At 67.0% G+C, this 25,496-nt stretch carries 27 protein-coding genes; 21 read left to right on the top strand and 6 right to left on the bottom strand.

All coding sequences use genetic code 11. The features are described from left to right. Window positions 1–2 precede the first annotated feature (2 nt). From BN948_RS00150 to nagZ, 21 genes are all read left to right on the top strand, one after another. Window positions 3–1,997 carry a conjugal transfer protein TraG gene (locus tag BN948_RS00150; RefSeq protein WP_009518847.1) on the top strand — a complete coding sequence of 665 codons (1,995 nt, stop codon included), beginning with the start codon at window positions 3–5 and terminating at the stop codon, window positions 1,995–1,997. Beyond that, window positions 1,994–2,482, top strand: a complete 489-nt coding sequence (locus BN948_RS00155) for a ribbon-helix-helix protein, CopG family (RefSeq protein WP_009518845.1) — start codon at window positions 1,994–1,996, stop codon at window positions 2,480–2,482. The genes BN948_RS00150 and BN948_RS00155 overlap by 4 nt, the downstream gene beginning before the upstream one ends. Next, the gene (gene trbB, locus BN948_RS00160; protein WP_009518844.1) at window positions 2,479–3,492 is read left to right on the top strand and encodes a P-type conjugative transfer ATPase TrbB; all 1,014 of its coding nucleotides are present in this window, start codon (window positions 2,479–2,481) and stop codon (window positions 3,490–3,492) included. The genes BN948_RS00155 and trbB overlap by 4 nt, the downstream gene beginning before the upstream one ends. Continuing rightward, window positions 3,489–3,875: a TrbC/VirB2 family type IV secretion system protein gene (locus BN948_RS00165; protein ID WP_009518843.1), complete on the top strand. Its 387-nt coding sequence runs from the start codon at window positions 3,489–3,491 to the stop codon at window positions 3,873–3,875. The genes trbB and BN948_RS00165 overlap by 4 nt, the downstream gene beginning before the upstream one ends. Continuing rightward, window positions 3,872–4,144: a VirB3 family type IV secretion system protein gene (locus tag BN948_RS00170; RefSeq protein WP_009518842.1), complete on the top strand. Its 273-nt coding sequence runs from the start codon at window positions 3,872–3,874 to the stop codon at window positions 4,142–4,144. The genes BN948_RS00165 and BN948_RS00170 overlap by 4 nt, the downstream gene beginning before the upstream one ends. A 10-nt stretch (window positions 4,145–4,154) precedes the next feature. After that, window positions 4,155–6,593 carry a conjugal transfer protein TrbE gene (gene trbE, locus BN948_RS00175; protein WP_009518841.1) on the top strand — a complete coding sequence of 813 codons (2,439 nt, stop codon included), beginning with the start codon at window positions 4,155–4,157 and terminating at the stop codon, window positions 6,591–6,593. Beyond that, complete coding sequence (gene trbJ / locus BN948_RS00180; RefSeq protein WP_009518840.1) at window positions 6,590–7,321, top strand: P-type conjugative transfer protein TrbJ; 732 nt, start codon at window positions 6,590–6,592, stop codon at window positions 7,319–7,321. Before trbE ends, trbJ begins: the two co-directional genes overlap by 4 nt. An 11-nt stretch (window positions 7,322–7,332) precedes the next feature. Then, complete coding sequence (gene trbL, locus BN948_RS00185) at window positions 7,333–8,694, top strand: P-type conjugative transfer protein TrbL (RefSeq protein ID WP_009518839.1); 1,362 nt, start codon at window positions 7,333–7,335, stop codon at window positions 8,692–8,694. Window positions 8,695–8,706: 12 nt separating this feature from the next. Beyond that, window positions 8,707–9,411: a conjugal transfer protein TrbF gene (trbF, locus tag BN948_RS00190; RefSeq protein WP_009518838.1), complete on the top strand. Its 705-nt coding sequence runs from the start codon at window positions 8,707–8,709 to the stop codon at window positions 9,409–9,411. Next, entirely contained in the window at window positions 9,408–10,403 is a 996-nt protein-coding gene (gene trbG / locus BN948_RS00195) for a P-type conjugative transfer protein TrbG (protein ID WP_009518837.1), read from the top strand. The genes trbF and trbG overlap by 4 nt, the downstream gene beginning before the upstream one ends. 2 nt (window positions 10,404–10,405) lie before the next feature. Beyond that, complete coding sequence (locus BN948_RS00200; RefSeq protein ID WP_009518836.1) at window positions 10,406–11,701, top strand: TraB/TrbI/VirB10 family type IV secretion system protein; 1,296 nt, start codon at window positions 10,406–10,408, stop codon at window positions 11,699–11,701. Next, a complete protein-coding gene (locus BN948_RS00205) occupies window positions 11,698–11,955 on the top strand; it encodes a DUF2274 domain-containing protein (protein ID WP_009518835.1) in 258 nt (85 codons plus the stop codon). Before BN948_RS00200 ends, BN948_RS00205 begins: the two co-directional genes overlap by 4 nt. A 337-nt stretch (window positions 11,956–12,292) precedes the next feature. After that, window positions 12,293–14,101, top strand: coding sequence for a translation elongation factor 4 (gene lepA, locus BN948_RS00210; protein ID WP_009518834.1), 1,809 nt, complete (start codon window positions 12,293–12,295; stop codon window positions 14,099–14,101). After that, window positions 14,101–15,078: a signal peptidase I gene (lepB, locus tag BN948_RS00215; RefSeq protein ID WP_035619950.1), complete on the top strand. Its 978-nt coding sequence runs from the start codon at window positions 14,101–14,103 to the stop codon at window positions 15,076–15,078. The genes lepA and lepB overlap by 1 nt, the downstream gene beginning before the upstream one ends. 25 nt (window positions 15,079–15,103) lie before the next feature. Then, window positions 15,104–15,451, top strand: a complete 348-nt coding sequence (locus tag BN948_RS00220; RefSeq protein ID WP_009518832.1) for a DUF4845 domain-containing protein — start codon at window positions 15,104–15,106, stop codon at window positions 15,449–15,451. A gap of 19 nt (window positions 15,452–15,470) precedes the next feature. Continuing rightward, on the top strand, window positions 15,471–16,169 hold the full coding sequence (gene rnc / locus BN948_RS00225) for a ribonuclease III (protein WP_009518831.1): 699 nt from the start codon (window positions 15,471–15,473) through the stop codon (window positions 16,167–16,169). Next, window positions 16,166–17,179 (top strand): GTPase Era, encoded by a 1,014-nt coding sequence (era, locus tag BN948_RS00230; protein WP_009518830.1) that lies wholly within the window; start codon window positions 16,166–16,168, stop codon window positions 17,177–17,179. Before rnc ends, era begins: the two co-directional genes overlap by 4 nt. Further along, entirely contained in the window at window positions 17,176–17,970 is a 795-nt protein-coding gene (gene recO / locus BN948_RS00235) for a DNA repair protein RecO (protein ID WP_009518829.1), read from the top strand. Before era ends, recO begins: the two co-directional genes overlap by 4 nt. 12 nt (window positions 17,971–17,982) lie before the next feature. Further along, window positions 17,983–18,735 (top strand): pyridoxine 5'-phosphate synthase, encoded by a 753-nt coding sequence (locus BN948_RS00240; protein ID WP_009518828.1) that lies wholly within the window; start codon window positions 17,983–17,985, stop codon window positions 18,733–18,735. After that, window positions 18,732–19,139, top strand: a complete 408-nt coding sequence (gene acpS / locus BN948_RS00245) for a holo-ACP synthase (RefSeq protein WP_009518827.1) — start codon at window positions 18,732–18,734, stop codon at window positions 19,137–19,139. The genes BN948_RS00240 and acpS overlap by 4 nt, the downstream gene beginning before the upstream one ends. Next, a complete protein-coding gene (nagZ, locus tag BN948_RS00250; protein WP_009518826.1) occupies window positions 19,136–20,215 on the top strand; it encodes a beta-N-acetylhexosaminidase in 1,080 nt (359 codons plus the stop codon). Before acpS ends, nagZ begins: the two co-directional genes overlap by 4 nt. Before the next feature lie 13 nt (window positions 20,216–20,228). Here nagZ and BN948_RS00255 read toward each other — a convergent pair whose 3' ends face one another. The 6 genes from BN948_RS00255 to truA are packed head-to-tail and all read right to left on the bottom strand — an operon-like array spanning window position 20,229 to window position 25,434. Beyond that, entirely contained in the window at window positions 20,229–20,912 is a 684-nt protein-coding gene (locus BN948_RS00255) for an LON peptidase substrate-binding domain-containing protein (protein ID WP_009518825.1), read from the bottom strand. Beyond that, entirely contained in the window at window positions 20,909–21,787 is an 879-nt protein-coding gene (gene accD / locus BN948_RS00260; RefSeq protein WP_009518824.1) for an acetyl-CoA carboxylase, carboxyltransferase subunit beta, read from the bottom strand. Before accD ends, BN948_RS00255 begins: the two co-directional genes overlap by 4 nt. A 36-nt stretch (window positions 21,788–21,823) precedes the next feature. After that, window positions 21,824–22,633: a tryptophan synthase subunit alpha gene (trpA, locus tag BN948_RS00265; protein ID WP_009518823.1), complete on the bottom strand. Its 810-nt coding sequence runs from the start codon at window positions 22,631–22,633 to the stop codon at window positions 21,824–21,826. Next, window positions 22,630–23,901 carry a tryptophan synthase subunit beta gene (gene trpB / locus BN948_RS00270; protein ID WP_009518822.1) on the bottom strand — a complete coding sequence of 424 codons (1,272 nt, stop codon included), beginning with the start codon at window positions 23,899–23,901 and terminating at the stop codon, window positions 22,630–22,632. The genes trpA and trpB overlap by 4 nt, the downstream gene beginning before the upstream one ends. Before the next feature lie 46 nt (window positions 23,902–23,947). After that, window positions 23,948–24,649: a phosphoribosylanthranilate isomerase gene (locus tag BN948_RS00275; protein WP_009518821.1), complete on the bottom strand. Its 702-nt coding sequence runs from the start codon at window positions 24,647–24,649 to the stop codon at window positions 23,948–23,950. Further along, on the bottom strand, window positions 24,646–25,434 hold the full coding sequence (gene truA, locus BN948_RS00280; protein ID WP_009518820.1) for a tRNA pseudouridine(38-40) synthase TruA: 789 nt from the start codon (window positions 25,432–25,434) through the stop codon (window positions 24,646–24,648). Before truA ends, BN948_RS00275 begins: the two co-directional genes overlap by 4 nt. Between the last annotated feature and the right edge of the window lie 62 nt (window positions 25,435–25,496).

The following is a 25,496-nucleotide window of genomic DNA, read 5'->3' on the forward strand; positions in this document are numbered from 1 at the left end:
AGATGCAAGGGACGAACGTGTTGTTCGGTCAGATTGCCGTGGTATTCAGCATCGTGATCGCCGGAGTGTGGAGCGCCACACAATGGACAGCTGCGACCCTTGGTTATCAGATACGTCTTGGCTCGCCGTGGTTCGATTTCCTTGGCACGCCGATCTACCACCCGTGGAAGCTGTTCGAGTGGTGGTTCCTTTTCGACGCCTATGCGTCGCACGTCTTTGACATTGGTGGCGCCATCGCGGGCGGAAGCGGCTTGGTGGCCGTGGTGGTCGCCATAGGCATGTCCATCTGGCGCTCGCGCCAATCTCGTCTGGTCACGACCTACGGCTCGGCCCGCTGGGCCGATGCCGCGGAAATCTGCAAAGCCGGGCTGACCCAGCCATCCGGAGTCTTCCTCGGCCTGCATGGCCGCCAGTACCTGCGACACGAAGGCCCAGAACACGTCCTGACCTTCGCGCCCACGCGCTCGGGCAAGGGCGTCGGCCTGGTGGTGCCCACGCTGCTGTCGTGGCCCGCGTCCGCCGTGATCCACGACATCAAGGGCGAGAACTGGGCTATCACCGCCGGCTGGCGCTCGCGCTTCTCGCACTGCCTGCTATTCAACCCTACCGATGCGAAGTCCGCCGCCTACAACCCGCTGCTGGAAGTACGGCGCGGTGCGCATGAAGTGCGCGACGTGCAGAACATCGCGGACATTCTGGTCGATCCCGAAGGCGCGCTGGAGCGGCGCAACCACTGGGAGAAGACTTCGCACGCGCTGCTGGTCGGCGCGATCCTGCATGTGCTCTACGCCAGCGAGGACAAGACGCTGCGCGGCGTCGCCAACTTCCTGTCCGATCCCGCGTGTCCGTTCGAGGTGACGCTGCATCGGATGATGACGACGAAGCACCTCGGCGATGCACCGCATCCCGTCGTCGCGTCTGCTGCGCGCGAAGTGCTCAACAAGTCGGACAACGAGCGGTCCGGCGTGCTGTCCACCGCGATGAGTTTCCTTGGCCTGTACCGCGACCCCACGGTGGCCGAAGTCACGTCGCGCTGCGACTGGCGCATCGCGGACCTGATTTCCGCGCAGCATCCTGTATCGCTGTACCTCGTGGTACCGCCGTCGGACATCAGCCGCACCAAGCCGCTCATTCGTCTGATCCTCAACCAGATCGGACGGCGCCTCACTGAATCGCTCGATGGCAGCGACGGCGTGGAGCGCAAGCACAAGCTGCTGCTGATGCTCGACGAGTTCCCCGCACTCGGCCGGCTCGACTTCTTTGAATCCGCGCTCGCCTTCATGGCCGGCTACGGGCTGCGCGCCTTCCTGATTTCGCAGTCGCTCAACCAGATCGACAAAGCCTACGGCCAGAACCATTCGATTCTGGACAACTGCCATGTGCGCGTGACCTTCGCCACCAACGACGAACGCACGGCCAAGCGCATTTCCGAAACGCTGGGCACCGCCACCGAGCTGCGCGCGCAGCGCAACTACGCGGGCCATCGGCTCGCGCCCTGGCTCGGGCACCTGATGGTGTCGCGGCAGGAAACGGCGCGCCCGCTGCTCACGCCCGGCGAGGTGATGCAGCTCCCACCCGACGACGCCGTGGTGATGGTCTCCGGCCATCCGCCGATCAAGGCGAAGAAGCTGCGCTACTACGCGGACGCCAACTTCAAGCGCCGCGTGTTGCCAGCACCCACGCTGGCGCAGGGCCGCTACGCCGATGCCCCGGCCGCGCGGCCCGATGACTGGAGCGCCTTGGCGATTCCCGCCATGCCTGCCGTGCCCGCTGTGGCTTCGGACTTGGGAGACGCCAACGAAGGCGGCCCGCGCCAACAGCCCGAGCTGTCCGAAGTCGTCGCCTACAGCTCTGAATCCGAGCACGCGGCCAGCGATCTGGCGCTGCTCGATGACGACGACGATCTGCCGCTTCCCCTGCCGTCCCAGCTCGACCCGCGCTTGCAGCGCGCGGCTCGGCTGGCCGCCCTCAACCCCGACGACGGAATCCAGCTATGAGCCATCTTCATTCCCGCCATCGCCTGAACCTGTTCATCGAGCGCGACCATGCGAAGCGCCTGGACGAGCTGGCCGCGAAGAAAGGCGTCTCGAAATCCAGCATCGTCGCGGCCGCACTCGCGTCCTGGCTGTCGCCGGATGCGGCCGACCAGCGCGAAGCGGCGATGGCCAAGCGGCTGGATCGCCTGTCGCGCCAGTTCGAGAAGCTGGAGCGCGACCAGAACATCCAGATCGAAACGCTGGCGCTGTTCGTGCGCTACTACCTGACCGTCAGCACACCGCTGCCCGAGGCCCATCAGGAAGCCGCGAAGGCACAGGGCAAGGCGCGCTTCGAGCAGTTCATCGAACAGCTCGGCCGCCACCTGCTGCGCGGGCGCAGCCTCGTGCGCGAAGTCTACGAGGAGATCCAGCCCGACACGCAGCGGCTGGACGAGACGGCGGCGCTGGCCGAAGCGCAGGAACGCGCGCAGGAGGCTGCCGCATGAGTGCCGTCCCGCAGCCGCCATCGTCCTCTGTCACCTCGCTGGATCGGCGCATTCGCATGTTGCGCACGGCGATGGGGCCGCTGATCGCTTCCGCGCTCGAAGACCCGGACGTGGTGGAAGTGATGCTGAACCCGGACGGTGCGCTGTGGATCGACCGGCTCTCCACGGGCCGTGCCGCCACCGGCGAGTCGCTGTCGGCCGCCGATGGCGAGCGCATCATCCGCCTGGTCGCGGCGCACGTCGGCACGGAGGTGCATCGCGGCCGGCCGCTGCTGACCGCCGAGCTGCCAGAGACCGGCGAGCGCTTTGAGGGCATCCTGCCGCCGGCCGCGCCGGGTCCGGCCTTCGCCCTGCGCAAGCGTGCCGTGGGCGTAATCGGCCTGGCCGACTACGTGGGCGACGGCATCCTGAGTGCGGAGCAGGCCGAGTTCCTGCGCCGCGCCGTGCGCGAGCGCCAGAACATCCTGATCGCCGGCGGCACCAGCACCGGCAAGACCACGCTCGCCAATGCGCTGCTGGCCGAAATCGCCAGCACTGGTGATCGCGTGCTGGTGCTCGAAGACACGGTGGAGCTTCAGTGTTCTGCCCGCGACCATGTGCCGCTGCGCACCCGCGCCGGGGTTGTGAGCATGCAGGAACTGGTGCGCGCCACGATGCGCCTGCGCCCCGACCGCGTGATCGTCGGCGAAGTGCGCGGCGGCGAGGCGCTGGACCTCATCAAGGTGTGGGGCACAGGGCATCCCGGCGGCATTGCCACGCTGCACGCCAGCTCCGCGCACGGCGCGCTGCTGCGCCTCGAACAACTGATTCTCGAAGTCGCCATGACGCCGCCGCGCGCGCTGATCGCCGAAGCGGTGAACGTCATTGTCTTCATTGCCGGGCGCGGCCGTGCCCGCCAGGTCCAGACCGTCGCCCGCGTGACCGGCTTCGACGGTCAGGGCTACCAACTCGACGACGCGCTCGCGCCGCTTCCTTCCCCGTCCTCAACCCACTCTGGAGAACTGCCATGACGCCTGCTTACGTTTCTCATGATTCCCGCATTTCCGTAAATCCGCTTTCCCTGCTCGCACGCCTACGGTGCCTGGCCGGGCCAGCACAACAGGGGCTGCTGCTGGCGGTCGTATTCCTGCTGGCGACCGGCACGGCGCACGCGGCCGGTTCCAGCATGCCCTGGGAAGGGCCGCTGCAAGCCATCCTCGACTCCATCCAGGGGCCGGTGGCGCGCATCGTCGCAGTCATCATCATCATTGCCACCGGCCTGGCGCTGGCCTTCGGCGACACGTCGGGCGGCTTTCGCAAACTGGTCCAGATCGTCTTCGGCCTGTCCATCGCGTTCGCGGCGTCCTCGTTCTTCCTGTCCTTCTTCAGCTTCTCCGGTGGGGCTGTCGTATGAGTGCGCCCGATGAGTTCGCCAGCGGCTTCGAGGTGCCGCTGCATCGTTCGTTGACCGAAACCATCCTGCTGGGCGGTGCGCCGCGCACGGTCGCCATTGCCAACGGCACGCTGGCCGCCGCCGTGGGACTGGGCCTGCAACTGTGGATTCCGGGTCTGGTGATGTGGATCGTCGGCCATTCGCTCGCGGTATGGGGGGCGCGCGTCGATCCGCAGTTCATGCAGGTGTTCGCGCGGCACATCAAGCACAAGCCTCTGCTGGACGTGTGAGGACGACGCCATGTTGCATCTCGCCGAATACCGTCAGCGTCCCGCACTGCTCGCCGACTGGCTGCCCTGGGCCGGGTTGATGGCGCCCGGCATCGTGCTCAACAAGGACGGTTCGTTCCAAAGGACAGCATGCTTTCGCGGGCCGGACCTGGACAGCGCGACGCAGGGCGAGCTGATCGCCACGTCAGCGCGGCTCAACAACGCGCTACGCCGCCTGGGTTCCGGGTGGGCCTTGTTCGTCGAGGCCGAAAGGCTGTCAGCGGCTGACTATCCGCAGTCCGAGTTTCCCGAACCGCTGTCCTGGCTGGTGGACGAGGAACGCCGAGCGGTGTTCGAGGAAGACCAGAGTCACTTCGATAGCCGCTATCACCTGACGCTGGTGTGCCTGCCGCCGGAGGAGTCCCGCGCACGCGCCGCGAATCTGCTCTACGAGAATACGTCGCAGCGTGGCGTGGATTGGCATGAACGCCTGATCGCCTTCATCGCGGAGACGGATCGTTGCTTCGACCTGCTCGACGGCGTGATGCCAGAGATTGCCTGGCTCGACGACAGCGAAACGCTTACCTATCTGCACGCCACCATCTCCACGCGGCGTTATCACGTGGCCGTGCCGGAGCATCCGTTTCACCTCGATGCGCTGCTGACCGACTGCCCGCTGACCGGCGGGCTTGCGCCGATGTTGGGCGATGCGCATTTGCGCGTGGTGTCGGTGCGCGGCTTCCCGACCTCGACCTGGCCGGGGCTGCTCGACGACCTGAACCGACTCGGCTTCGCCTATCGCTGGAGCACGCGCTTCCTCTGCATGGACAAGTCCGAGGCGGAAAAGGAACTCGGCCGCCTGCGCCGCCAGTGGTTCGCCAAGCGCAAGAACGTCGTCGCACTGCTGCGCGAGACGATCTTTCAACAGGAAAGCCCGCTGGTCGATACCGACGCATCGAACAAGGCGGTGGACGCCGATGCGGCCTTGCAGGAGCTGGGCAGCGATCAAGTCGCTTTCGGCTACGTCACCGCGACCGTGACGGTGCTCGATACCGATGCCGGCGCGGCCGACGAGAAGCTGCGCAGGGTGGAGCGCGTCATTCAGGGCCGGGGTTTCGTCACGATCCCTGAAACACTCAACGCGGTGGAGGCGTGGCTGTCGTCGATTCCGGGCAACGCCTACGCGAACGTGCGCCAGCCCATCGTCTCGACGCTGAACCTCGCGCACCTGATGCCGGTGTCGGCGGTGTGGGCCGGGCCGGAGAAGAATGCCCACCTCGACGGGCCACCCTTGATCGTCACGCGCACCGATGGCGCCACGCCGTTCCGTCTGGTGACGCACATCGGCGATGTCGGCCACACCCTTGTCGTTGGACCGACCGGCATGGGCAAGTCCGTGTTGCTCGCCACGCTGGCGATGCAATTCCGCCGTTATCCCGGCTCACGCATTTTCGCCTTCGACATGGGCCGCTCGATGCGCGCCACCATCCTCGGCCTCGGTGGCGAGCACTACGACCTGGGCACGGACAGCGGCATCGCGTTTCAGCCGCTCGCGCGCATCGACCAAGAAAGCTACCGCACTTGGGCCGCCGAATGGCTCGAAGGCCGGATGCTGCGTGAAGGCGCGAGCATCGGCCCCGACGAGAAGGCGGCCATCTGGTCGGCGCTGGAAAGTCTCGCCGGTGCGCCGGTGGAGCAGCGCACGCTGACCGGGTTTTCCGTGCTGTTGCAGAACAACGCGCTACGCCAGGCGCTCGCGCCCTACGTGCTCGGCGGCGCGCACGGCAGTTTGCTCGATGCCGATCACGACCGTCTGGGCACCGCCGACGTGCAGGGTTTCGAGATGGAGGAACTGATGGCGAGCCGCGCCGCCGTGCTGGCGGTACTCGGTTATCTGTTCGCGCGCTTCGACGAGCGTTTCGACGGCGCACCGACTTTGCTGATTCTCGACGAGGCGTGGCTGTTCCTCGACGACCCGGTGTTCGCCGCGCGCATCCGCCAGTGGTTGAAGACGCTGCGCAAGAAAAACGTGTCGGTGATCTTCGCCACGCAGTCGCTGGCGGACATCAAGGACTCCAGCATCGCGCCGGCCATCGTGGAGAGCTGCGCAAGCCGCATCTTCCTGCCCAATCCACAAGCCACTGAGCCGCAAATCCGCAAGATCTACGAAGGCTTCGGCCTCAACGCCCGGCAAATCGAGATCGTCGCCACCGCGCAGCCCAAGCGCGACTACTACTACCAGTCGCGGCTGGGCAATCGCCTCTTTGACCTCGACCTGGGGCCGGTCGCGCTGGCCTTCGCCGGTGCTTCGACGCCGCAGGACCAGCGCGACATTGACGCGGTGGAAGCGTCGGCTTCGTCTTCCAGCTTCGCAGCCGCCTGGCTGCGCCACTGCGGCCTGGACTGGGCGGCCGATCTGCTGCCGTCCGCACCTGCCGCTTCCAATCCACCACAGGAGAAACCGTCATGAAGAAGACACTTCTTGCGACCGTCGCTGCCGCTCTGTTCTGCACGCTGCCTGCCGCGCAGGCGCAATGGGCGGTGATTGACCCGACCAACCTGATCCAGAACACGCTGACCGCGATCCGCACGCTGGAGCAGATCAACAACCAGGTGCGGCAGCTTCAGAACGAAGCGCAGATGCTCATCAACCAGGCACGCAATCTGACGAGCCTCGACTACAACGTGGTCAATCGCCTGCGCTCGACGCTGGCGACCACCGAACGCCTGATCGCCGAGGCGCAGGGTCTGGCCTACGACGTGACGAACATGGATCGGGAATTCGCCCGGCTGTACCCGCACGAATACGCCGCGACCGTCAGTGGTGACCGCATGGCGCAGGACGCGCGCGAACGCTGGCGACACACGCTCGACGGCCTGCACACAGCCATGCGGATGCAGGCGCAGGTGTCGCAGAACCTCAACGAGGACGAAGGCGTGCTGGCCGATCTGGTCGGCCAGAGCCAGTCGGCCACCGGCGCGTTGCAAGCCATGCAGGCAACCAACCAGTTGCTGGCCTTGCAGGCCAAGCAGGCGATCCAGGCGCAGCAGCTCCAGTTGACGCAGGACCGCGCCGCGTCGCTGGAACTGGCGCGGCAGGCAGCAGCCACCGAGCGCGCCCGCGAAGTGCGGCGACGCTTCCACGGCGAAGGCACGCCCTACACGCCGCAGACCGTGCCGTTCTACGGCGGCGACTGAGGGCACGCGCCATGAACGACATCTCGGTGATCGACCGCTTCCTCATCGTCTTCTCCACCTACATCGACTCGGGCTTCGGTCTGCTGGGTGGCGAGGTTGCGTTCCTCACCGCCACCTTGATCGTGATCGACATGACCATCGCGGGCCTCTATTGGGCGATGAGCCATGCCACCGGCCAGGGCGACGATGTGATCGCCAAGCTGATCCGCAAGGTGCTCTACATCGGTGCCTTCGCTTACATCATCGGCAATTTCAACTGGCTGGCCAGCATCGTGTTCCGCTCGTTCGCGGGTTTGGGATTGATGGCTTCGGGATCGACCATCACGCAGGCGGAGTTCCTGCAACCCGGCCGGCTGGCCAAGGTGGGCGTTGACGCCGGCGCGCCGATCCTCGAACAGATCAGCGACATGGCGGGCTTTCCCGAGGTGTTCGTGAACGTGACACCCATCGCGGTCATGTTTCTGGCCTGGCTCGTGGTGATCGTCACGTTCTTCGTGTTGGCGATCCAGCTTTTCATCACGTTGATCGAGTTCAAGCTGACGACGCTTGCCGGCTTCGTGCTGGTGCCGTTCGCGCTGTGGAACAAGACCGCGTTCCTGGCCGAGAAGGTGCTGGGCAATGTGGTGTCGTCGGGCATCAAGGTGCTGGTGCTGGCGGTGATCGTCGGCATCGGCACCGGCCTGTTCGCCGAATTCCAGGTCGCGCCGGACGAACCCTCCATCGACCATGCGCTGGTCATCATGTTGGCATCCCTTGCGCTGCTGGCGCTCGGGATCTTCGGGCCGGGTATTGCTACCGGACTGGTGTCCGGTTCGCCGCAGCTCGGCGCCGGTGCGATGGCGGGAGCCACGCTCGGCGCGGCCGGGACCGCCGTTGCCGTGGGTGCGGTAGCCACCGGCGTCGGTGGTGCCGTTGCGGCCGGCGCGCGCATGGCACCTGGCGCTGCCCGCATGGCCGTCGGCGGCGCACGTTCGATGGCATCGACCGCGAGCAGCGCCAAGTCGGCCTTCCAAGCGGGTTCCTCTGGTGCCGGCGGTGGCCTCAAGGGCGCGGCGGCCGGTCTGGGCAATGTTGCCAGGACCGGCGCGCAGTCGGTCGGGCAGCGCGTGGCCGCCGGTGTGCATTCGCTGAAGGCGCGTGCCGCTGCCGCCATCAATCCCGATGCTTCCACGGGCAGCGCTGCTACCGGCTCGGCCGCTCAGGGCGGCAGTGCGGACGCCGCCGCCAGCACCGGACAACCCGCGTGGGCGAGGCGCTTGCAACGCCGCCAGCAGCTCACCCATGCCGCCACCACCGTCGCGCACACGCTGCGCGGTGGCGACGGCGGCGGCTCGGGCAGCGGCCCCAGCCTGCGCGACCCATCGAACTCATAAGGAGAACCTGCCATGCGATTCAAACGACCGCAGGTGCGCTATGCCGACACACCACAGCCGGCCACGCCGTACCAGGCTGCCGAACAGGTGTGGGACGAGCGCATCGGCTCGGCCCGCGCACAGGCGAAGAACTGGCGGCTGATGGCCTTCGGCTGCCTCGCGCTCGCGCTGCTGATGGCGGGCGGCCTCGTCTGGCGCTCGGCGCAGTCCATCGTCACGCCCTACGTGGTGGAGGTGGACCACGGCGGGCAGGTGCGCGCCGTCGGTGAGGCAGCCACGCCGTACCGGCCAACAGACGTGCAGATCGGCTATCACTTGGCACGTTTCGTCACGATAGTTCGCTCGTTGTCCATCGACCCGATCGTGGTGCGGGACAACTGGCTCGAAGCCTACGACTACACCACCGACCGCGGCGCGGCCGTGCTCAACGACTACGCGCGCACCAACGATCCCTTTGCGCGGATCGGCCGGGAAACGGTGACGGTGGAGATCAACAGCGTTGTACGCGCCAGCGACACGTCGTTCAACGTGCGCTGGACGGAGCGCCGCTACGTCAACGGCGCGGCGGCAGGGCTGGAACGCTGGACGGCGGTGGTCTCCATCGTGCTGCAAACGCCGCGCACCGAGGAACGGTTGCGCCGCAATCCATTGGGCATCTACGTCAACGGCCTGTCATGGAGCCGTGAACTCGACTCAACCGAAGGAGGCAGGCCATGAAACCGTCTTTGCGCTTTTATGCTGTTGCATTGATTGCCGTCACGCTGGCGGGCTGCGCCACGCCACGCAAGCCACCGAGCATCACGCTCGACGAGCCGGTGCAGGCGCAGCCCTTGCCCGAACCACCTCTGCCGATGGAAGTGGTTGCGGTGCCGGAGCCTTTGCCGCTACCGGGGCAGTTGATGCCGCTGCCCGAACTCGCGGAAACGGAGGTGACACCCGAGCCGGAGGACGAGCGCGTGCGCGTATCCCGCGCCAACGAGGAAGCGCGCATGGCGCCCACGCGCGAAGGCTACATCAATGCGATTCAGGTCTGGCCGTTTACCGACGGCGCGCTGTACCAGGTCTATACGAGTCCCGAGCGGGTCACGGTGATTACACTCCAGCCCGGCGAGGAACTGGTGACGGTCGCCGCCGGCGACACGGTGCGCTGGATCGTCGGCGATACGTCGAGCGGCGCCGGCGGCGAACTGCGCGTCAACGTGCTGGTCAAGCCGATCCGCACCGGCCTCAAGACCAATCTGGTCATCACCACCAGCCGCCGCACCTATCTGATCGAACTGACTTCGACCGAAAAGGCGTGGATGGCGTCGGTGTCCTGGGACTATCCGCGCGACCGCATGCTGGCCTTGCAGCGCCAGGCGCGGGCGGCGCAGACGGCGGCGCCGCTCGATACGGGCCTGTCGCTGGAGAACATCCGCTTCCGCTACGCGATCAGCGGTAGCAATACACCGTGGAAGCCGCTGCGCGCCTTCGACGACGGCGAGAAAGTCTACATCCAGTTTCCCGGCGGCATCGCACAGGGCGAGTTGCCGCCACTGTTCGTGATCGGCGCACAGGGCGATGGCCAACTCGTGAACTACCGCTTCCGGTCGCCGTACTACATCGTGGACCGGCTGTTCGGCGCGGCCGAATTGCGCCTGGGTGGCGACAAGGGCGACGTGGTGCGCATCGAGCGCACGGACGGCACGACGGGCGCGCGGAGGAACTGACCATGAGCCAGGACGATTCTCCGGACATGCTTGGCGCCGCCCCGAAGCTGGCGCCGGAACAAGTCGCCCTGCGGGCGCAGCCGCGTCCCGTCACGCGGTTGAACCGGCGCATGCTGGCAGTTCTGGTCGGCAGCGTGGCCGCCGCCGTATTGGGCGCAACGCTCTGGTCGCTGCAAGCACCGCAGCGCCGTGGCGCAGGCGAGCCGACCGAGTTGTACAACGTCGATCGCGTGTCGCGCTCCGAAGGGCTGGCGCAGTTGCCCATCGACTATTCGCAACTACCGCCGACCTTGCCACCGCTGCCGCCGGAGCTGGGCGAACCGCTACCCGGCGACCTCGGAGCACCGATCCTGCGCGCCGAACAGCGAGCGCAGGGTTACTCGCAACCGGGCTATGACCCGGCCGAAGCCGAGCGCCTAGCGCGGCTCAAGGAGGCCGAGGAAGCGGCGGCTTCGTCCGTGTTCTTCAGCACGGGCGGACAGCGCGCCGCCGTAGCCCCTCCCACTCAGAGCATGGCAGGAACCCCACCGCTGACCGGACTGGCGGGTTTCGATCCGCTGGCCGCCGGACCGGCTTCGACGGCCGCGCAGCCGGGCGATCCCACCGCCGTGCAGAACCGGCAGGACCAGAAGGAAGCGTTTCTGAGCAATGCCGGTCCTGTGCAAACCCGCAATTCTGGCAACCTGCAACTACCTGCCTCGCCGTATCAGGTGATGGCCGGCACGGTGATCGCGGGCGCACTGGTGACGGGCATCAAGTCCGACCTACCGGGCGACGTGATCGCCACGGTGACGGAGCCGATCTACGACACGGCCACCGGCCGCCATCTGCTGATCCCGCAGGGCTCGCGCATCCTGGGCCGCTACAACAGCCAGGTCAGCTACGGGCAGACCCGACTCCAGATGGTGTGGCACCGGCTGATCCTGCCGGACACCTCATCAAGCCAGCTCGACAACCTCGTGGGCACGGACCCGGCCGGTTACGCGGGCCTGGAGGATGGTGTCGATTGGCATTGGGATCGCATCTTCGCCGGCGCGGTGCTGACCACGCTGCTGGGCGTCGGCGCCGAACTGGCCGCCCCGGAGAATCGCCAGGGCGGGGATCGCGTCGTCATTGCCGGCCGCGACAGCGTGCAGGACAGCGTGAACCAGATCGGCCAGGAGATGACCCGGCGCAACATGAACATCCAGCCCACGCTGACGGCTCGCCCCGGCCTGCCGGTGCGCATCATCGTCAACCGCGACCTGGTGCTGCGACCGTACCAGCCGCTGTTCTTCCAGAGGGGTGCATCGCAATGAACACGAACAAGCTGCGGCTCGGGCCGTTGCCCAAGAGCGAGAGCGTCAAGCTGACATTCGCGTGTCCGGCCAGCCTGAAGGCCGACCTCGACCGCTACGCCGCACTGCACGCGCAGACCTACGGCGAGCCGGTCGATGCGATGACGTTGATCCCGCACATGCTGGAAGCGTTCATGGCACGGGATCGGGGGTTCAGGAAGGGGACGGCGGCGAAAGCGCCGTCAGTGCCCCGGCGGGACGCGCCGCCGACATAGGCGTGGCCACATCGGCGGCGACACGAAAGCGCAGGTCAGTGGCCTGCGCTTTTGTGTTTTTGGGCTATGGCTCGCAGGAGCCTTGTCATATCATCTGCACGGACATTGCCGGATGCTTGCTCAGCTACGCCGAGACCCGCAACCGCCTTGCTCTTATGTGGCTCCTAGCCTGCCAGAGCAGGACTGCCCGAGGGGCTGGCCCAGAAGCCAAAATCCTTGTCCGATATAGACTTAGGTGTTGTGCCTGTCAGCAGAGAGTTCTTGACAGGCGACATTTTTTATGGTCGCGCGCCTTGGCCCGGCGCACGATGAACATGGTCCCTGGCCTGGTCCTCTGATGAACCACATACGTAATTTCTCGATCATCGCGCACATCGATCATGGCAAATCGACGCTCGCGGACCGCATCATTTCCCGCTGTGGCGGCCTCTCCGATCGCGAGATGAGCGAGCAGGTGCTCGACTCGATGGACATCGAGAAAGAGCGCGGCATCACCATCAAGGCGCAGACCGCCGCGCTGCAGTACACGGCCCGCGACGGCCGTGTCTACAACCTCAACCTGATCGACACGCCCGGCCACGTGGACTTCTCTTATGAGGTCTCGCGCTCCCTGTCGGCCTGCGAGGGCGCCTTGCTGGTGGTGGACGCCAGCCAGGGCGTGGAGGCCCAGACGGTGGCCAACTGCTACACCGCGCTCGACCTGGGCGTGGAAGTGCTGCCGGTCCTCAACAAGATGGACCTGCCCAATGCCGACCCCGAGAACGCCAAGAGCGAGATCGAGGACGTCATCGGCATCGACGCGAGCGAGGCCATTCCCTGCTCGGCCAAGACCGGCATGGGCGTGGAGGAGATCCTCGAGGCCGTGATCGCCAAGGTGCCGCCGCCGCGCGGCAACCCCGACGCGCCGCTGCGCGCCATGATCATCGACAGTTGGTACGACGCCTACGTGGGCGTGGTGATGCTGGTGCGGGTGGTGGACGGCCGGCTGCTCAAGGGCGAACGCTTCAAGCTCATGGCCACCAACGCGGCCTACAACGCCGACAACCTGGGCGTGTTCACGCCGGCCACGCAACCTCGCGAATCGCTGGAGGCGGGGGAGGTGGGCTACATCATCGCGGGCATCAAGGAGCTGGCGGCCGCCAAGGTGGGCGACACCGTCACGCTGGAAAAGAAGCTGCCCAACAACGCCGGGCCAGCGGAGCAGCCGCTGCCTGGCTTCAAGGAGGTGCAGCCGCAGGTGTTCGCCGGCCTGTACCCCACCGAGGCCAACCAGTACGACGCCCTGCGCGACGCGCTGGAAAAGCTCAAGCTCAACGACGCCTCGCTGCACTATGAGCCCGAGGTGTCGCAGGCGCTGGGTTTTGGTTTCCGCTGCGGCTTCCTGGGTCTGTTGCACATGGAGATCGTGCAGGAGCGCCTGGAGCGCGAGTTCGACCAGGACCTCATCACCACCGCGCCCAGTGTGGTGTACCAGGTGGTCAAGGGCGACGGTGAGGTGCTCATGGTTGAGAACCCGTCCAAGATGCCCGACGCCGGCCGCATCGAGGAGATTCGCGAGCCCATCGTCACGGTGCACCTGTACATGCCCCAGGAATACGTGGGCCCCGTGATGACGCTGGCCAACCAGAAGCGCGGCGTGCAGATCAACATGGCCTACCACGGCAAGCAGGTCATGCTGACCTACGAGTTGCCGCTGGGCGAGATCGTGCTGGACTTCTTCGACAAGCTCAAATCCGTCAGCCGCGGCTACGCCAGCATGGACTACGAGTTCAAGGAGTACCGCGCCTCCGACGTGGTCAAGGTCGACATCCTGCTCAATGGCGAGAAGGTCGACGCCCTGTCCATCATCGTTCACCGCAGCCAGTCGCAGTACCGCGGCCGCGCGGTGGCGGCCAAGATGCGCGAGATCATCAGCCGCCAGATGTTCGACGTGGCCATTCAGGCGGCCATCGGAGGCAACGTTATCGCGCGGGAGACCATCAAGGCGCTGCGCAAGAACGTGCTGGCAAAATGCTACGGTGGTGACATCACCCGCAAACGAAAACTGCTCGAAAAACAGAAGGCTGGCAAGAAGCGCATGAAACAGATCGGCTCCGTCGAAGTGCCCCAGGAGGCTTTCCTGGCGATCCTGCAGGTGCAAGACTGATGAGGTCCGCCATGGGTGCGGTCACGGGGGCGATCCTCGCGGCGTTCGGGCTCTACGCCGTGGCCTGGTATTCGGGCGCGGTCGAAGGCAACTTCTCTCTGTTGCTGCTGCTGGCGACGCTGGTCACCGGCATCTACTGGGTGATCGACAAGCTCGTGTTCCTGCCGCAGCGCCGCCGCGTGGCCGAGCACCTGGTGAAGGAGCACCAGCAGCGCAAGGAAGCCCTGGCCAAGCAGGGTTTCAGCGAGATCGAGGGCGACATAGAGCCGGCGCGTCAGCGGGCGCTGGCACAGCCCTGGTGGTTGGACTGGACCGCGGGCCTGTTCCCCGTGATCCTGGCTGTCTTCGTGCTGCGCTCCTTCCTGTTCGAGCCGTTCAAGATTCCCTCGGGCTCCATGATCCCTACCCTGCGCGTGGGTGACCTGATCCTGGTGAACAAGTACCACTACGGTATTCGTCTGCCTGTCCTGAACACGAAGGTCTGGGACAACCACGCGCCGCAGCGCGGCGACGTGATCGTCTTTCGCTACCCGCCCAAGCCCAGCCTGGACTACATCAAGCGCGTGATCGGCCTGCCGGGCGACGAGGTGGCCTACCTGAACAAGCAACTCACGGTCAATGGCCAGCCCGTGCCCCGGGTGGCGCAGCCTGACTTCTTCGACAAGGACTCGATGCGCTACGCCAAGCAATGGCAGGAGAGCCTGGGCGGCAAGCACTACAACATCCTCAACGAGGACACGCGCCCGGCCTTTGTCGAAGGCGTCACGCAATTCCCCTTCGCCGACGGTTGCCGCTACAGCGTCGAAGGCATGGTCTGCAAGGTGCCGGCCGGGCACTACTTCATGATGGGCGACAATCGCGACAATTCGCTCGACTCGCGGTATTGGGGCTTCGTGCCCGAAGCGAATATCGTCGGCAAGGCCTTTTTCGTCTGGATGAACTTCGGCGATTTCGGTCGCATCGGCTCGTTCGAGTGACGGCGAGCTCTCTGGAGGAACGCGCATGAAGTTGAAGCGGCAACAACGGGGCCTGACCTTCGTCGGCCTGATCATCGTCGGCACCCTGCTGGCCTTGGCGGGCATCGTGGCGGCACAGGTGTTCCCCACCTACCTCGAGTACATGGCTGTTCAGAAGGCGGTGCAGAAGGCCGCGGCGGGCGATACCGTGGCCGAGGTGCGCAGCATCTTTGACAAGGCCGCCACGATCGACGACATCAAGACCATTTCGGGCAAAGACCTCACGGTCGGCAAGCAGGGCGATCGCGTCGTGGTGTCATTCGACTACACCCGCGAGATCCACCTGGCCGGCCCGGGTTGGCTGGTAATGAAGTACAAGGGCAGCTCGCAATGAGCGCGGCCCGTTTGATGGCTTGAGCCCCGATCTCACCGCGCTGCAGGGCCGGCTGCAGCACCGCTTTGCCAATCCCCGCCTGTTGGAGCGGGCGCTGACCCACCGCAGCTTTGGCGCCGACCACAACGAGCGCCTGGAATTCCTCGGTGATTCCGTGCTCAACCTGGCCATCTCCGGCCTGCTGTTCGAGAAGCTGGATGCCTTGCCCGAGGGCGACCTCTCGCGTGTGCGCGCCAACCTGGTCAAGCAGGACACCTTGTTCGAACTCGCCCAGGCGCTGGGCCTGTCGTCGGGCCTGCGGCTGGGTGATGGTGAAAAGCGCTCGGGCGGGCACAAGCGCCCCTCCATCCTGGCCGACGCGCTGGAGGCCGTGATCGGTGCCGTCTATCTCGACGCTGGCTTCGAGACCGCCTCGCAATTGGTGCGGCGCCTCTATGGCGGTATCGAGCTCAGCACCAACATGACGGCGCTGGGCAAAGACCCGAAAACCGAATTGCAGGAGTGGCTTCAGGGTCGCAAAATGAAGCTGCCCGTCTACCGCGTGGTGGCCACGCTGGGCGAGGCGCACAAGCAGACCTTCGACGTGGAATGCACCGTGCAGGAAACCGGCCACAGCGAGCGCGGCATCGGCGCTTCGCGGCGCGCGGGCGAACAAGCCGCCGCCGCTGCCATGCTGCAACACCTGAGCGCGCCATCCGCCGACAAAGCCACCCCATGAGCCAGAAGACTCCCGCCCCGCCGCCCGCTGACGCCCACCTCGAGGCAATGCTGGCGCGCGCGCTCGGCAAACCTGCTGCGGCCGACGCCGCCGACGCACCCGAGGCGCCGCACCCCGAGGTCGCCGAGGCCGATAAGCGCTGTGGTTACGTCGCCATCGTGGGCAAGCCCAACGTCGGCAAGTCCACGCTGCTCAATGCGCTGGTGGGTCAGAAGGTCAGCATCACTTCGCGCAAGGCGCAGACCACTCGCCACCGCATCACCGGCATCCGCACCGAGGGTGCGTCGCAGTTCATCTTCGTGGACACGCCCGGTTTCCAGACCCGCCATGGCAACGCGCTCAACCGCTCGCTGAACAAGACGGTGCTGGGCGCGGTGACCGACGTGGACCTGATCCTCTTCGTCGTCGAGGCCGGCCGCTTCAATCTGGCCGACGCCAAGGTACTCTCGCTGCTGCCGGCCTCGGCGCCGGTCATTCTGCTGGCCAACAAGCTGGACGAGGTGCACCGCCGCGGCGACCTGGCGCCCTGGCTGCGATCCATGCAGGAGCGCCACGCCTTCGCCGAGTTCGTGCCCATGTCGGCCAAGGCGCCCAAGGACATCCAGCGCCTGTTCGGCATCTGCGAGAAGTACCTGCCCCAGCAGCCCTGGATCCACGACGCCGAGGAACTCACCGACCGCAGCGAGCGCTTCATGGCTGCCGAGATGGTGCGCGAGAAGCTGTTTCGCCTCACCGGTGACGAACTGCCTTACACCTCCACGGTGATCATCGACCGCTTCGAGGAAGAGGGGCAGTTGCGCCGCATCGCCGCAACCATCGTTGTCGAGCGCGAGGGCCACAAGGGCATGGTGATTGGCGACAAGGGCGAGAAGCTCAAGCGCATCGGCACCGAGGCCCGCATGGAGCTGGAAAAGCTCTGGGGCGGCAAGGTGTTCCTGGAGCTGTGGGTCAAGGTCCGATCCGGTTGGGCAGACGACGACGCGCGCGTGCGCTCTTTTGGATACGAGTGAGCGCCTTGCGCCGCGTCGCCGACGAGTCCGCCTACGTTCTGCACCGCTACGACTGGAGCGAGACCAGCCTCGTTCTCGAGGTATTCACCCGCTACCACGGCCGCATCGCCCTGGTGGCCAAGGGCGTCAAGCGGCCCACCTCGCAGTTCCGCCCGGTGCTGCTGCCATTGCAGCCCCTGCAGCTGAGCTGGAGCGGCGACGCCGAGGTGCGCACGCTCAAGGCTGCGCACTGGGTGGGTGGGCATGTCATGCCGACGGGCGAAGCCCTCATTGCGGGCAGCTACCTCAACGAACTGCTGGTGAAGCTGCTGGCGCGCGACGACCCGTACCCGCGCCTGTTCGACTGGTTCGCCACCGCCGTACACACCCTGGCCGACCAGCCCGACGCCCGCACCGTGGTGCTGCGCGCCTTCGAGCTGCTGATGCTGCGCGAGATCGGTCTGCTGCCCGACCTGGTGCGTGAGGGCTCGACGCTGGCGCCGCTGAGCGAGGGCGAGCGCTACGTGCTGCAGGCCGAGTCGGGCCTGCGCGTGGCGCACGAGGACGATCACCACGCGCTGGACGCCGCCCGCTGGCGCGACCTGCAACAGGCCCTGGACGACCCCGCGCCTTTCGTGCCGGTGCTGCGCGTGTGCGCCGAGATCGCGCCGACCCTGCGCATCCCTCTGCGCAACCTGCTGCACTACCATGGTGGCGTGCGCGTGTTTCGCACGCGCCAGCTCATGCTCGATGTGCAGGCCATGCGCCGCCGCCGCGGGCATGCCCCCGACGCCGCTTCAACCGATTCCTGACCGAGCCCGAGCATGGTGCACCCCCGAACCGCGCTGTCCGTCAATCTCAACAAGGTCGCGCTGGTGCGCAACACCCGCCACCTGGGCATACCCTCCGTCACGCGCGCGGCCACGCTGTGCCTGCAGGCCGGGGCCGCCGGCATCACCGTGCACCCGAGACCCGACGAGCGCCACATCCGCGCGCACGACGTGCACGACCTGGCCGCCGTGCTCAAGGCCTGGCCCGGGCGCGAATACAACATCGAGGGCAACCCCTTCCACAACCTCATGGACTTCGTGCGCGCCGTGCGCCCGCACCAGGCCACCTTCGTGCCGGACTCGGAGGGCCAGTTCACCAGCGACCACGGCTGGCGTTTCCCCGACGACGCCGAGCGCCTGCGGCCCCTGATCGCCGAGTGCCAGGCGCTGGGCGTGCGCGTGAGCCTGTTCATGGACGCCGAGGCCGAGCAGATGGCCGCGGCCAAGGCGGTCGGTGCTGACCGGGTCGAGCTCTACACCGAGCCCTATGCGGCGGCTTTTGGCACGCCCGGACAGACCGAGCAACTGCGCCGCTTCGCGCAGGCCTCGCAGGCCGCGCTGGACGCTGGCCTGGCGGTGAATGCCGGCCACGACCTCAACCGCGACAACCTCACGCCCTTCCTGCGCACCGTTCCCGGCGTCAGCGAGGTCTCCATCGGCCATGCCCTGATCGCCGATGCGCTCGAACTCGGTTACGAGGCCACCGTCGTGGCCTACCAGCGCTGCATCGCCGACGCCTTCGCATGATCTACGGCATCGGCACCGACATCTGCGACGTGCGCCGCATCGCGGCCACGATGGAACGCCAGGGCGAGCGCTTCGCGAGCAAGGTGCTCAGTGAGGCTGAGTTTGCCGTCTGGCAGCGCCGCAGCGCGCGCTGGCCGCAGCGTGGCCTGCGCTACCTCGCCACGCGCTTTTCGGCCAAGGAAGCTTTCTCCAAGGCCATTGGCCTGGGCATGCGCATGCCCATGAGCTGGCGCCGCTGCGAGATCGCCAACCTGCCCAGCGGCCAACCCATCATCGTGCTGCACGGCGAGCTCAAGACCTGGTTCGAATCGCAAGGCCTGCGCGCGCACGTCACCGTGACCGACGAGACCGACTACGCGGCCAGCTTCGTGGTCGTCGAACGCACCGACCCTCCATCGCCATGAACCACCACGCCCCCCTGATCATCGACGTCGCCGGCCTGACGCTGAGCGACGCCGACCGCCAGCGCCTGGACCACCCTCTGGTGGGCGGTGCCATCCTGTTCGGCCGCAACTGGCATGACCGCGCGCAGCTCACGCGGCTGTGCGCGCAGATCAAGGCCGTGCGTGAGGACCTGCTCGTGGCGGTGGATCAGGAAGGTGGCCGCGTGCAGCGCTTCCGCACCGATGGCTTTACTGCTTTGCCTCCCATGGCTGCACTCGGCGAGCGCTGGATGGCCGGTGGCGCCGACGGTGACGCGGCGATGCGCGCGATCGACGCCGCCACGGCAACCGGTTTCGTGCTCGGCGCCGAACTGCGCGCCTGCGGTGTCGACCTGAGCTTCACGCCCGTGCTCGACCTCGATCACGGCGACAGCTCGGTCATTGGTGATCGCGCCTTCGCGCGCGACCCGCGCGTGGTGGCGATGCTCGCGCAGGCGCTCATGCATGGCCTGCGGCAAAGTGGCATGGGCAACTGCGGGAAACACTTCCCCGGCCACGGATTCGTGCGCGGCGACACGCACCACGAGATCCCGCGCGACACGCGTTCGCTCAAAGCCATCCTGGCCGACGACGCCTTGCCCTACGGCTGGCTCAGTGCCTCGCTGAGCGCGGTGATGCCCGCGCATGTGATCTACCCCAAGGTGGATGCACGTCCTGCGGGCTTCTCGGCGCGCTGGTTGCAGGACGTGCTGCGCGCGCGCCTGGGCTTCACGGGCGCCGTGTTCAGCGACGACCTGGGCATGGCCGCGGCGCGCCAGATCGAGGGACGCGCGGTGCGCTTCGCGGAGGCTGCCACCGCCGCGCTGCAGGCGGGTTGCGACATGGTGCTGCTGTGCAACCAGAGCGTGGTGGAGGGTGGTGCGCCGATCGACGAGGCCATTGACGAGCTGGCGCGCGCCGCGGTGCAGGGTGACTGGACACCATCACCCGCCAGCGAGGAGCGCCGCCGCACGCTGCTGCCGCAGGGCAAGGCCATGGCCTGGGACGATCTGATGGTGGACGCGCGCTACATGCACGCGCTGTCCTTGCTGCCTTGAAGCGGCAAGCTGCCTAGCGGTCGAGCCCCAGTTTTTCGAGCAGGTCGCCCACGAGTTCGAGGCGCAGCAGTGGGTTGTCCAGCGCCATCAGGCGCTGCTTGAGCGCGACCGGTGCGGGCACCAGTTCGCACCAGCGGTTGGCCACCCAGCCCGCGTCGTCCCAGTGGTAGGGCGGTTGGATCGGCAACTGCTCCTCGGCACCGGGCTGGCGCTCGCGCAGGTTTTCCAGCACGCGTTTCAGGCCAATGGCCACGGAGGTCAGTTCGTCGGGCACGGGCGCGTGAACGTCGGCGGGCAGCAGGTCCACGTCGGCCACCCACAGGCCATGTGGCAGGCGCGTGCGGCGCGTGACGTTGAAGCGCTGCAGTCCCTGGCAGCGGATCACGAACAGCCCGGGTTGCGGCTTCTCCAGCGACTCGATGCGCGCGAGCACCCCGACCGGATGGAAGACTTCCTTGGCGAAGCCGTCGCCGCCGGGCGGGGCGTTCGGGTCGAGGCGGCGAACCTCGCTGCCCTCGCTCAGGCTGACCACGCCGAAGGGCGCGCCGGCCTTGTGGCAGCGACCGATCATGTCGAGGTAGCGCACCTCGAAGATGCGAAGCGGCAACCAGCCGCCCGGAAACAGGACGGTCTGCAGCGGGAAGAGGGGCAGCTGGGCGAGCTTGAGCGGGTCAGCGGCCGCCGGGCCGTCGCTCAATCCTCGACCACCGCGTCGGCGCTCTGGCGCTGCATCATGGCCAGCAGATTGGCCACGGTGGCGCGCAGTTCGCGGCGGTCGCAGATGAAGTCGACCGCGCCTTTGGTCTGCAAGAACTCGGCGCGCTGGAAGCCCTCAGGAAGCTTCACGCGCACGGTGTTCTCGATCACGCGCGGGCCGGCGAAGCCGATCAGCGCCTTGGGCTCGGCGATCACCACATCGCCCACGAAGGCGAAGCCCGCGCTCACACCGCCCATGGTGGGGTCGGTGAGCACACTGATGTAGGGCAGGCCTTTCTTGGCCAGGCGCGTGAGCGAAGCATTGGTCTTGGCCATCTGCATCAACGACAGCAGGCCTTCCTGCATGCGCGCGCCACCGGTGGCGGTGAAGCACACGAAAGGCACCTTCTGCGCGATGGCTTCCTCGACGCCGCGCACGAAGCGCTCACCGACGACCGAACCCATGGAGCCGCCCATGAAGTCGAATTCGAAGCAGGCCGCGACCAGGCTCATGCCCTTGACCGCGCCGCCCATGACGATGAGGGCATCGGTCTCGCTGGTGGTTTCCAGCGCTTCCTTCAGGCGCTCGGGGTACTTGCGGCTGTCCTTGAACTTGAGCGCGTCCACCGGCAGCACCTCCTGGCCGATCTCGTAGCGGCCCTCGGCGTCGAGGAAGCCGTTGAGCCGCGCGCGCGCACCGATGCGGTGGTGATGCGAGCAGTGCGGGCAGACGTTCTGGTTCTTCTCCAGGTCGTTCTTGTAGAGCACGGCCTCGCAGCTGGGGCACTTCACCCACAGGCCTTCGGGCACGCTGCGGCGCTCGGTGGGGTCGGTCTGGGTGATCTTGGGAGGGAGCAGCTTTTCGAGCCAGGACATGCGGTTCTCCGGGGGAGTGGGGGGCGCGAGGCGGGATTATGCGTCCAGCGCTTTTCGGATGGTGCGCATGAACTGGACGGCCACGGGCACCACCTTTTCGTGCGGTTCGTCTTCTATGAGCTGGATGAGCTTGCTGCCGATCACCACCGCGTCGGCGGTGCGCCCGATGGCGCGGGCGGTGTCCGCGTCCCGGATGCCGAAACCCACGCCGACGGGGATGTTCACGTGCGCGCGGATGCGCGGCAGCATGGCTTCGACCTGGGACACGTCCAGCGTGCCCGCGCCGGTGACGCCCTTGAGTGAAACGTAGTACACGTAGCCACTGGCCACGCGCGCCACCTGGGCCATGCGCTCGTCGGTGGAGGTGGGGGCCAGCAGGAAGATGAGGTCCATGTCGCGCGCGCGCAGGGCGCGGGCAAAGTCCTCGCATTCCTCGGGCGGGTAGTCCACCACCAGCACGCCGTCGACGCCGGCCTCGGCCGCATCGTTCACGAACGCACCGGCGCCGTGTTTCTGGTCATAGCGCTCCACCGGGTTGGCGTAGCCCATCAAGACCACCGGCGTGGTCGTGTTGCGCTCGCGAAAGCGCTTGACCATGGCGAGCACCTGCGCGAGGCCGATGCCCGCAGCCAGCGCGCGGTCGCCGGCTTTCTGGATCACCGGGCCGTCGGCCGAGGGGTCGGAGAAGGGCACGCCCAGCTCGATGATGTCGGCGCCCGCCTCGGCCATGCCCTGCATCAGCTCGGGCGTGATGTCAGCAAAGGGGAAGCCGGCGGTGACGTAGGGAATCAGCGCCTTGCGGCCCTGGGACTTGAGTTCGGCCAGGGTCTTGTCGATGCGGCTCATTTGGCTTGGCCCCCCTTGACGGTGTGTCCGCGCATGGAGGGACGGTCGTAGAAGTCCACGCCCGAGAGGTCGGCGACGGTGCCGATGTCTTTGTCGCCGCGGCCCGAGAGGTTGACGAGGATCGACTGCGTGGGTTTCATGGTCTTGGCGAGCTTCATGGCGTGCGCCACCGCGTGGCTGGACTCGAGCGCGGGGATGATGCCCTCGGTGCGGCAGAGGTAGTGGAAGGCTTCCAGGGCCTCGGTGTCGGTGATGCCCACGTATTCGGCGCGGCCGATGTCCTTGAGGTAGGCGTGTTCCGGACCCACGCCGGGGTAGTCCAGGCCCGCGCTCACGCTGTGCGTCTCGGTGACCTGGCCGTTGTCGTCCTGCAGCACGTAGGTGCGGTTGCCGTGCAGCACGCCAGGGCTGCCACGTTGCAGCGAAGCCGCGTGCTTCTCGCTGTCCAGGCCCTCGCCGGCGGCCTCCACGCCGATCAGGCGGGTGTCCTTGTGCGCGATGTAGGGATGGAAGATGCCCATGGCGTTGCTGCCGCCGCCCACGCAGGCGATCACCGCGTCGGGCTGCTCGCCCGCGCAGTTCGCTTCACGTAGCATCTCCGGCATCTGCTTCAGGCATTCCTCGCCGATCACGCTCTGGAAGTCGCGCACCATCATCGGGTACGGGTGCGGGCCGGCCACGGTACCGATGATGTAGAAGGTGTTGTCCACGTTGGCGACCCAGTCGCGCATGGCCTCGTTGAGCGCGTCCTTGAGCGTCTTGCTCCCGCTTTCCACAGGCACCACGGTGGCGCCCAACAGCTTCATGCGAAAGACGTTGGGACTCTGGCGCTTGACATCCTCGCTGCCCATGTAAACCACGCATTCCAGACCGTAGCGCGCGCAGATGGTGGCGGTGGCCACGCCGTGCTGGCCTGCGCCAGTCTCGGCAATGATGCGTGGCTTGCCCATGCGGCGCGCCAGCATGGCCTGGCCAATGGTGTTGTTCACCTTGTGCGCGCCGGTGTGGTTGAGGTCTTCGCGCTTGAGGAAGATCTGCGCGCCGCCCATCTCGTGGCTCATGCGCGCGGCGTGGTAGACCGGGCTGGGCCGGCCCACGAAGTGGGCGAGCTCGTGGTGGAATTCGGCGAGGAAGTCCGGGTCGTGCTGGTACTTCTCGTAGGCTGCCTTCAGTTCGTTGATGGCGTGCGTGAGCGTCTCGCTCACGAAGCTGCCGCCGTAGATGCCGAAATGGCCGCGGGTGTCGGGTTGCTGGTAAGGGGTCTGCATGCGAAATCCTGTGCGGTGGATGGCCCGCGCGACCCGTGGCAAAGGGTCAGGATCGCTGCGGGGAGGGTGCTGGCGCCGGATCGGTCGCGCGATCGGCGGCGCGCACGGCGGCCACGAAGGCCTGCATCTTGTCGGCGCTCTTGATGCCCTTGGACACCTCGATGCCGGAGCTCACGTCAACGGCCCAGGGCCGGACGAGTCTGATGCCATCGGTCACGTTTGCAGGCGTGAGTCCACCAGACAAAACGAGGCGAGAGCTGGCGTTTAGTCGAGGGTGTGACCACGTGAAGGCCGTCCAGTCGAAGGATTGACCGCCGCCACCGAACCCCTCGACGTGGGCGTCGAGCAGGATGGCTTGGGCAGAGGCGAAATCATCCGCGAATTGTAGGAGATCGAAAGATTCCCCGGCCGCGCCGGCGGGGATGCGCGCGGCGCGCAAGTAAGGCCGGCCCGGGGCCTGGGCCTGGGCCGGCGTTTCGTCGCCGTGCATTTGCAAGAGGGCGTTGGGCACGGCGCGCACGCCGCGCGCGATCCATTCAGGACTGGCGTTGACGAACAGCAGCACCGGCGTGACGAAGGCGGGCAGGCGGCGTGCCAGTTCACCGGCGCGCTCGGGTGGCACAAAGCGCGGGCTGGGCTCGTACAACACGAAGCCCACGGCGTCGGCACCGGCCTGCACGGCCGCGTCCACGTCGGCCTCGCGGGTGAGGCCGCAGAACTTGATGCGCGTGCGGTGCGGGACGGTCATGGGAGCCAGTCGAAAGCGGGCGTGCGTTCCGGCAGGCCCCAGGCGGCATCGTAGACCGGGCCGAGAAAGTACAGTCCATCGGGGGAGAAGGTGGGGGCCGCGGCATCGCGGCTGCGCGCGGCCAGCACCTCGGCCATCCACCCCGGCGGCTGGTGGCCGCTGCCGATGGCGATGAGGCAGCCCATGATGTTGCGGATCATGTGGTGCAGGAAGGCGTTGGCTTCGAACTCGAAGCGCCAATAGGCGCCGCGACGCGCGATCTCGATGCGTCGCAGCGTCTTCACCGGCGTGTGCGCCTGGCATTGCGACGCGCGGAAGGAAGTGAAGTCGTGCTCGCCGAGGAGATGCTTGGCGGCCTGGCGCATGGCGTCGGCGTCGAGCGGGCGGAACACCCAGCCCACTTGGCCTTGTTCCACGCTTGGGCGCACGGGGGATTCGAGCAGCACGTAGGCGTAGCGGCGGGCGACGGCGCTGGCACGTGCGTGGAAAGCTGCAGGCACCTCACGCGCCCACTGCACGGCGATGTCGGGCGGCAGAAAGCTATTGGTGCCTCGCACCCAGGCGTACTCGGCCCGCTCCAGTGGCGTGTCGAAGTGCACCACCTGCATGAGGCCGTGCACGCCGGCGTCGGTGCGGCCGGCGCACAGCGTGTTCACGGCGGGCAGGGCGCTGAAGCGCGAGAGCGCGTCTTCCAGCTTGTCCTGAACCGTGTTGCCGCTGGGCTGGCTTTGCCAGCCGTCGTACGCCCGGCCGTTAAAGCTCACGCCCACCGCGATGCGGTGCATCGGGCTGGGCGTGGTGGGAGACTCTGCCGAGGATTCGGTCAAGCGGCGGCGTCGGGCGGGCG

Origin of the sequence: Hydrogenophaga intermedia, assembly GCF_000723405.1 — a bacterium.
Classification (GTDB): domain Bacteria; phylum Pseudomonadota; class Gammaproteobacteria; order Burkholderiales; family Burkholderiaceae_C; genus Hydrogenophaga; species Hydrogenophaga intermedia.

Coding starts and splice junctions, on each gene's coding strand:
- BN948_RS00150 (WP_009518847.1), top strand. CDS start 3: ATGCAAGGGACGAACGTGTTGTTCGGTCAGATTGCCGTGGTATTCAGC.
- BN948_RS00155 (WP_009518845.1), top strand. CDS start 1,994: ATGAGCCATCTTCATTCCCGCCATCGCCTGAACCTGTTCATCGAGCGC.
- trbB (WP_009518844.1), top strand. CDS start 2,479: ATGAGTGCCGTCCCGCAGCCGCCATCGTCCTCTGTCACCTCGCTGGAT.
- BN948_RS00165 (WP_009518843.1), top strand. CDS start 3,489: ATGACGCCTGCTTACGTTTCTCATGATTCCCGCATTTCCGTAAATCCG.
- BN948_RS00170 (WP_009518842.1), top strand. CDS start 3,872: ATGAGTGCGCCCGATGAGTTCGCCAGCGGCTTCGAGGTGCCGCTGCAT.
- trbE (WP_009518841.1), top strand. CDS start 4,155: ATGTTGCATCTCGCCGAATACCGTCAGCGTCCCGCACTGCTCGCCGAC.
- trbJ (WP_009518840.1), top strand. CDS start 6,590: ATGAAGAAGACACTTCTTGCGACCGTCGCTGCCGCTCTGTTCTGCACG.
- trbL (WP_009518839.1), top strand. CDS start 7,333: ATGAACGACATCTCGGTGATCGACCGCTTCCTCATCGTCTTCTCCACC.
- trbF (WP_009518838.1), top strand. CDS start 8,707: ATGCGATTCAAACGACCGCAGGTGCGCTATGCCGACACACCACAGCCG.
- trbG (WP_009518837.1), top strand. CDS start 9,408: ATGAAACCGTCTTTGCGCTTTTATGCTGTTGCATTGATTGCCGTCACG.
- BN948_RS00200 (WP_009518836.1), top strand. CDS start 10,406: ATGAGCCAGGACGATTCTCCGGACATGCTTGGCGCCGCCCCGAAGCTG.
- BN948_RS00205 (WP_009518835.1), top strand. CDS start 11,698: ATGAACACGAACAAGCTGCGGCTCGGGCCGTTGCCCAAGAGCGAGAGC.
- lepA (WP_009518834.1), top strand. CDS start 12,293: ATGAACCACATACGTAATTTCTCGATCATCGCGCACATCGATCATGGC.
- lepB (WP_035619950.1), top strand. CDS start 14,101: ATGAGGTCCGCCATGGGTGCGGTCACGGGGGCGATCCTCGCGGCGTTC.
- BN948_RS00220 (WP_009518832.1), top strand. CDS start 15,104: ATGAAGTTGAAGCGGCAACAACGGGGCCTGACCTTCGTCGGCCTGATC.
- era (WP_009518830.1), top strand. CDS start 16,166: ATGAGCCAGAAGACTCCCGCCCCGCCGCCCGCTGACGCCCACCTCGAG.
- BN948_RS00240 (WP_009518828.1), top strand. CDS start 17,983: ATGGTGCACCCCCGAACCGCGCTGTCCGTCAATCTCAACAAGGTCGCG.
- acpS (WP_009518827.1), top strand. CDS start 18,732: ATGATCTACGGCATCGGCACCGACATCTGCGACGTGCGCCGCATCGCG.
- nagZ (WP_009518826.1), top strand. CDS start 19,136: ATGAACCACCACGCCCCCCTGATCATCGACGTCGCCGGCCTGACGCTG.
- accD (WP_009518824.1), bottom strand. CDS start 21,787: ATGTCCTGGCTCGAAAAGCTGCTCCCTCCCAAGATCACCCAGACCGAC.
- trpA (WP_009518823.1), bottom strand. CDS start 22,633: ATGAGCCGCATCGACAAGACCCTGGCCGAACTCAAGTCCCAGGGCCGC.
- trpB (WP_009518822.1), bottom strand. CDS start 23,901: ATGCAGACCCCTTACCAGCAACCCGACACCCGCGGCCATTTCGGCATC.
- BN948_RS00275 (WP_009518821.1), bottom strand. CDS start 24,649: ATGACCGTCCCGCACCGCACGCGCATCAAGTTCTGCGGCCTCACCCGC.
- truA (WP_009518820.1), bottom strand. CDS start 25,434: ATGCACCGCATCGCGGTGGGCGTGAGCTTTAACGGCCGGGCGTACGAC.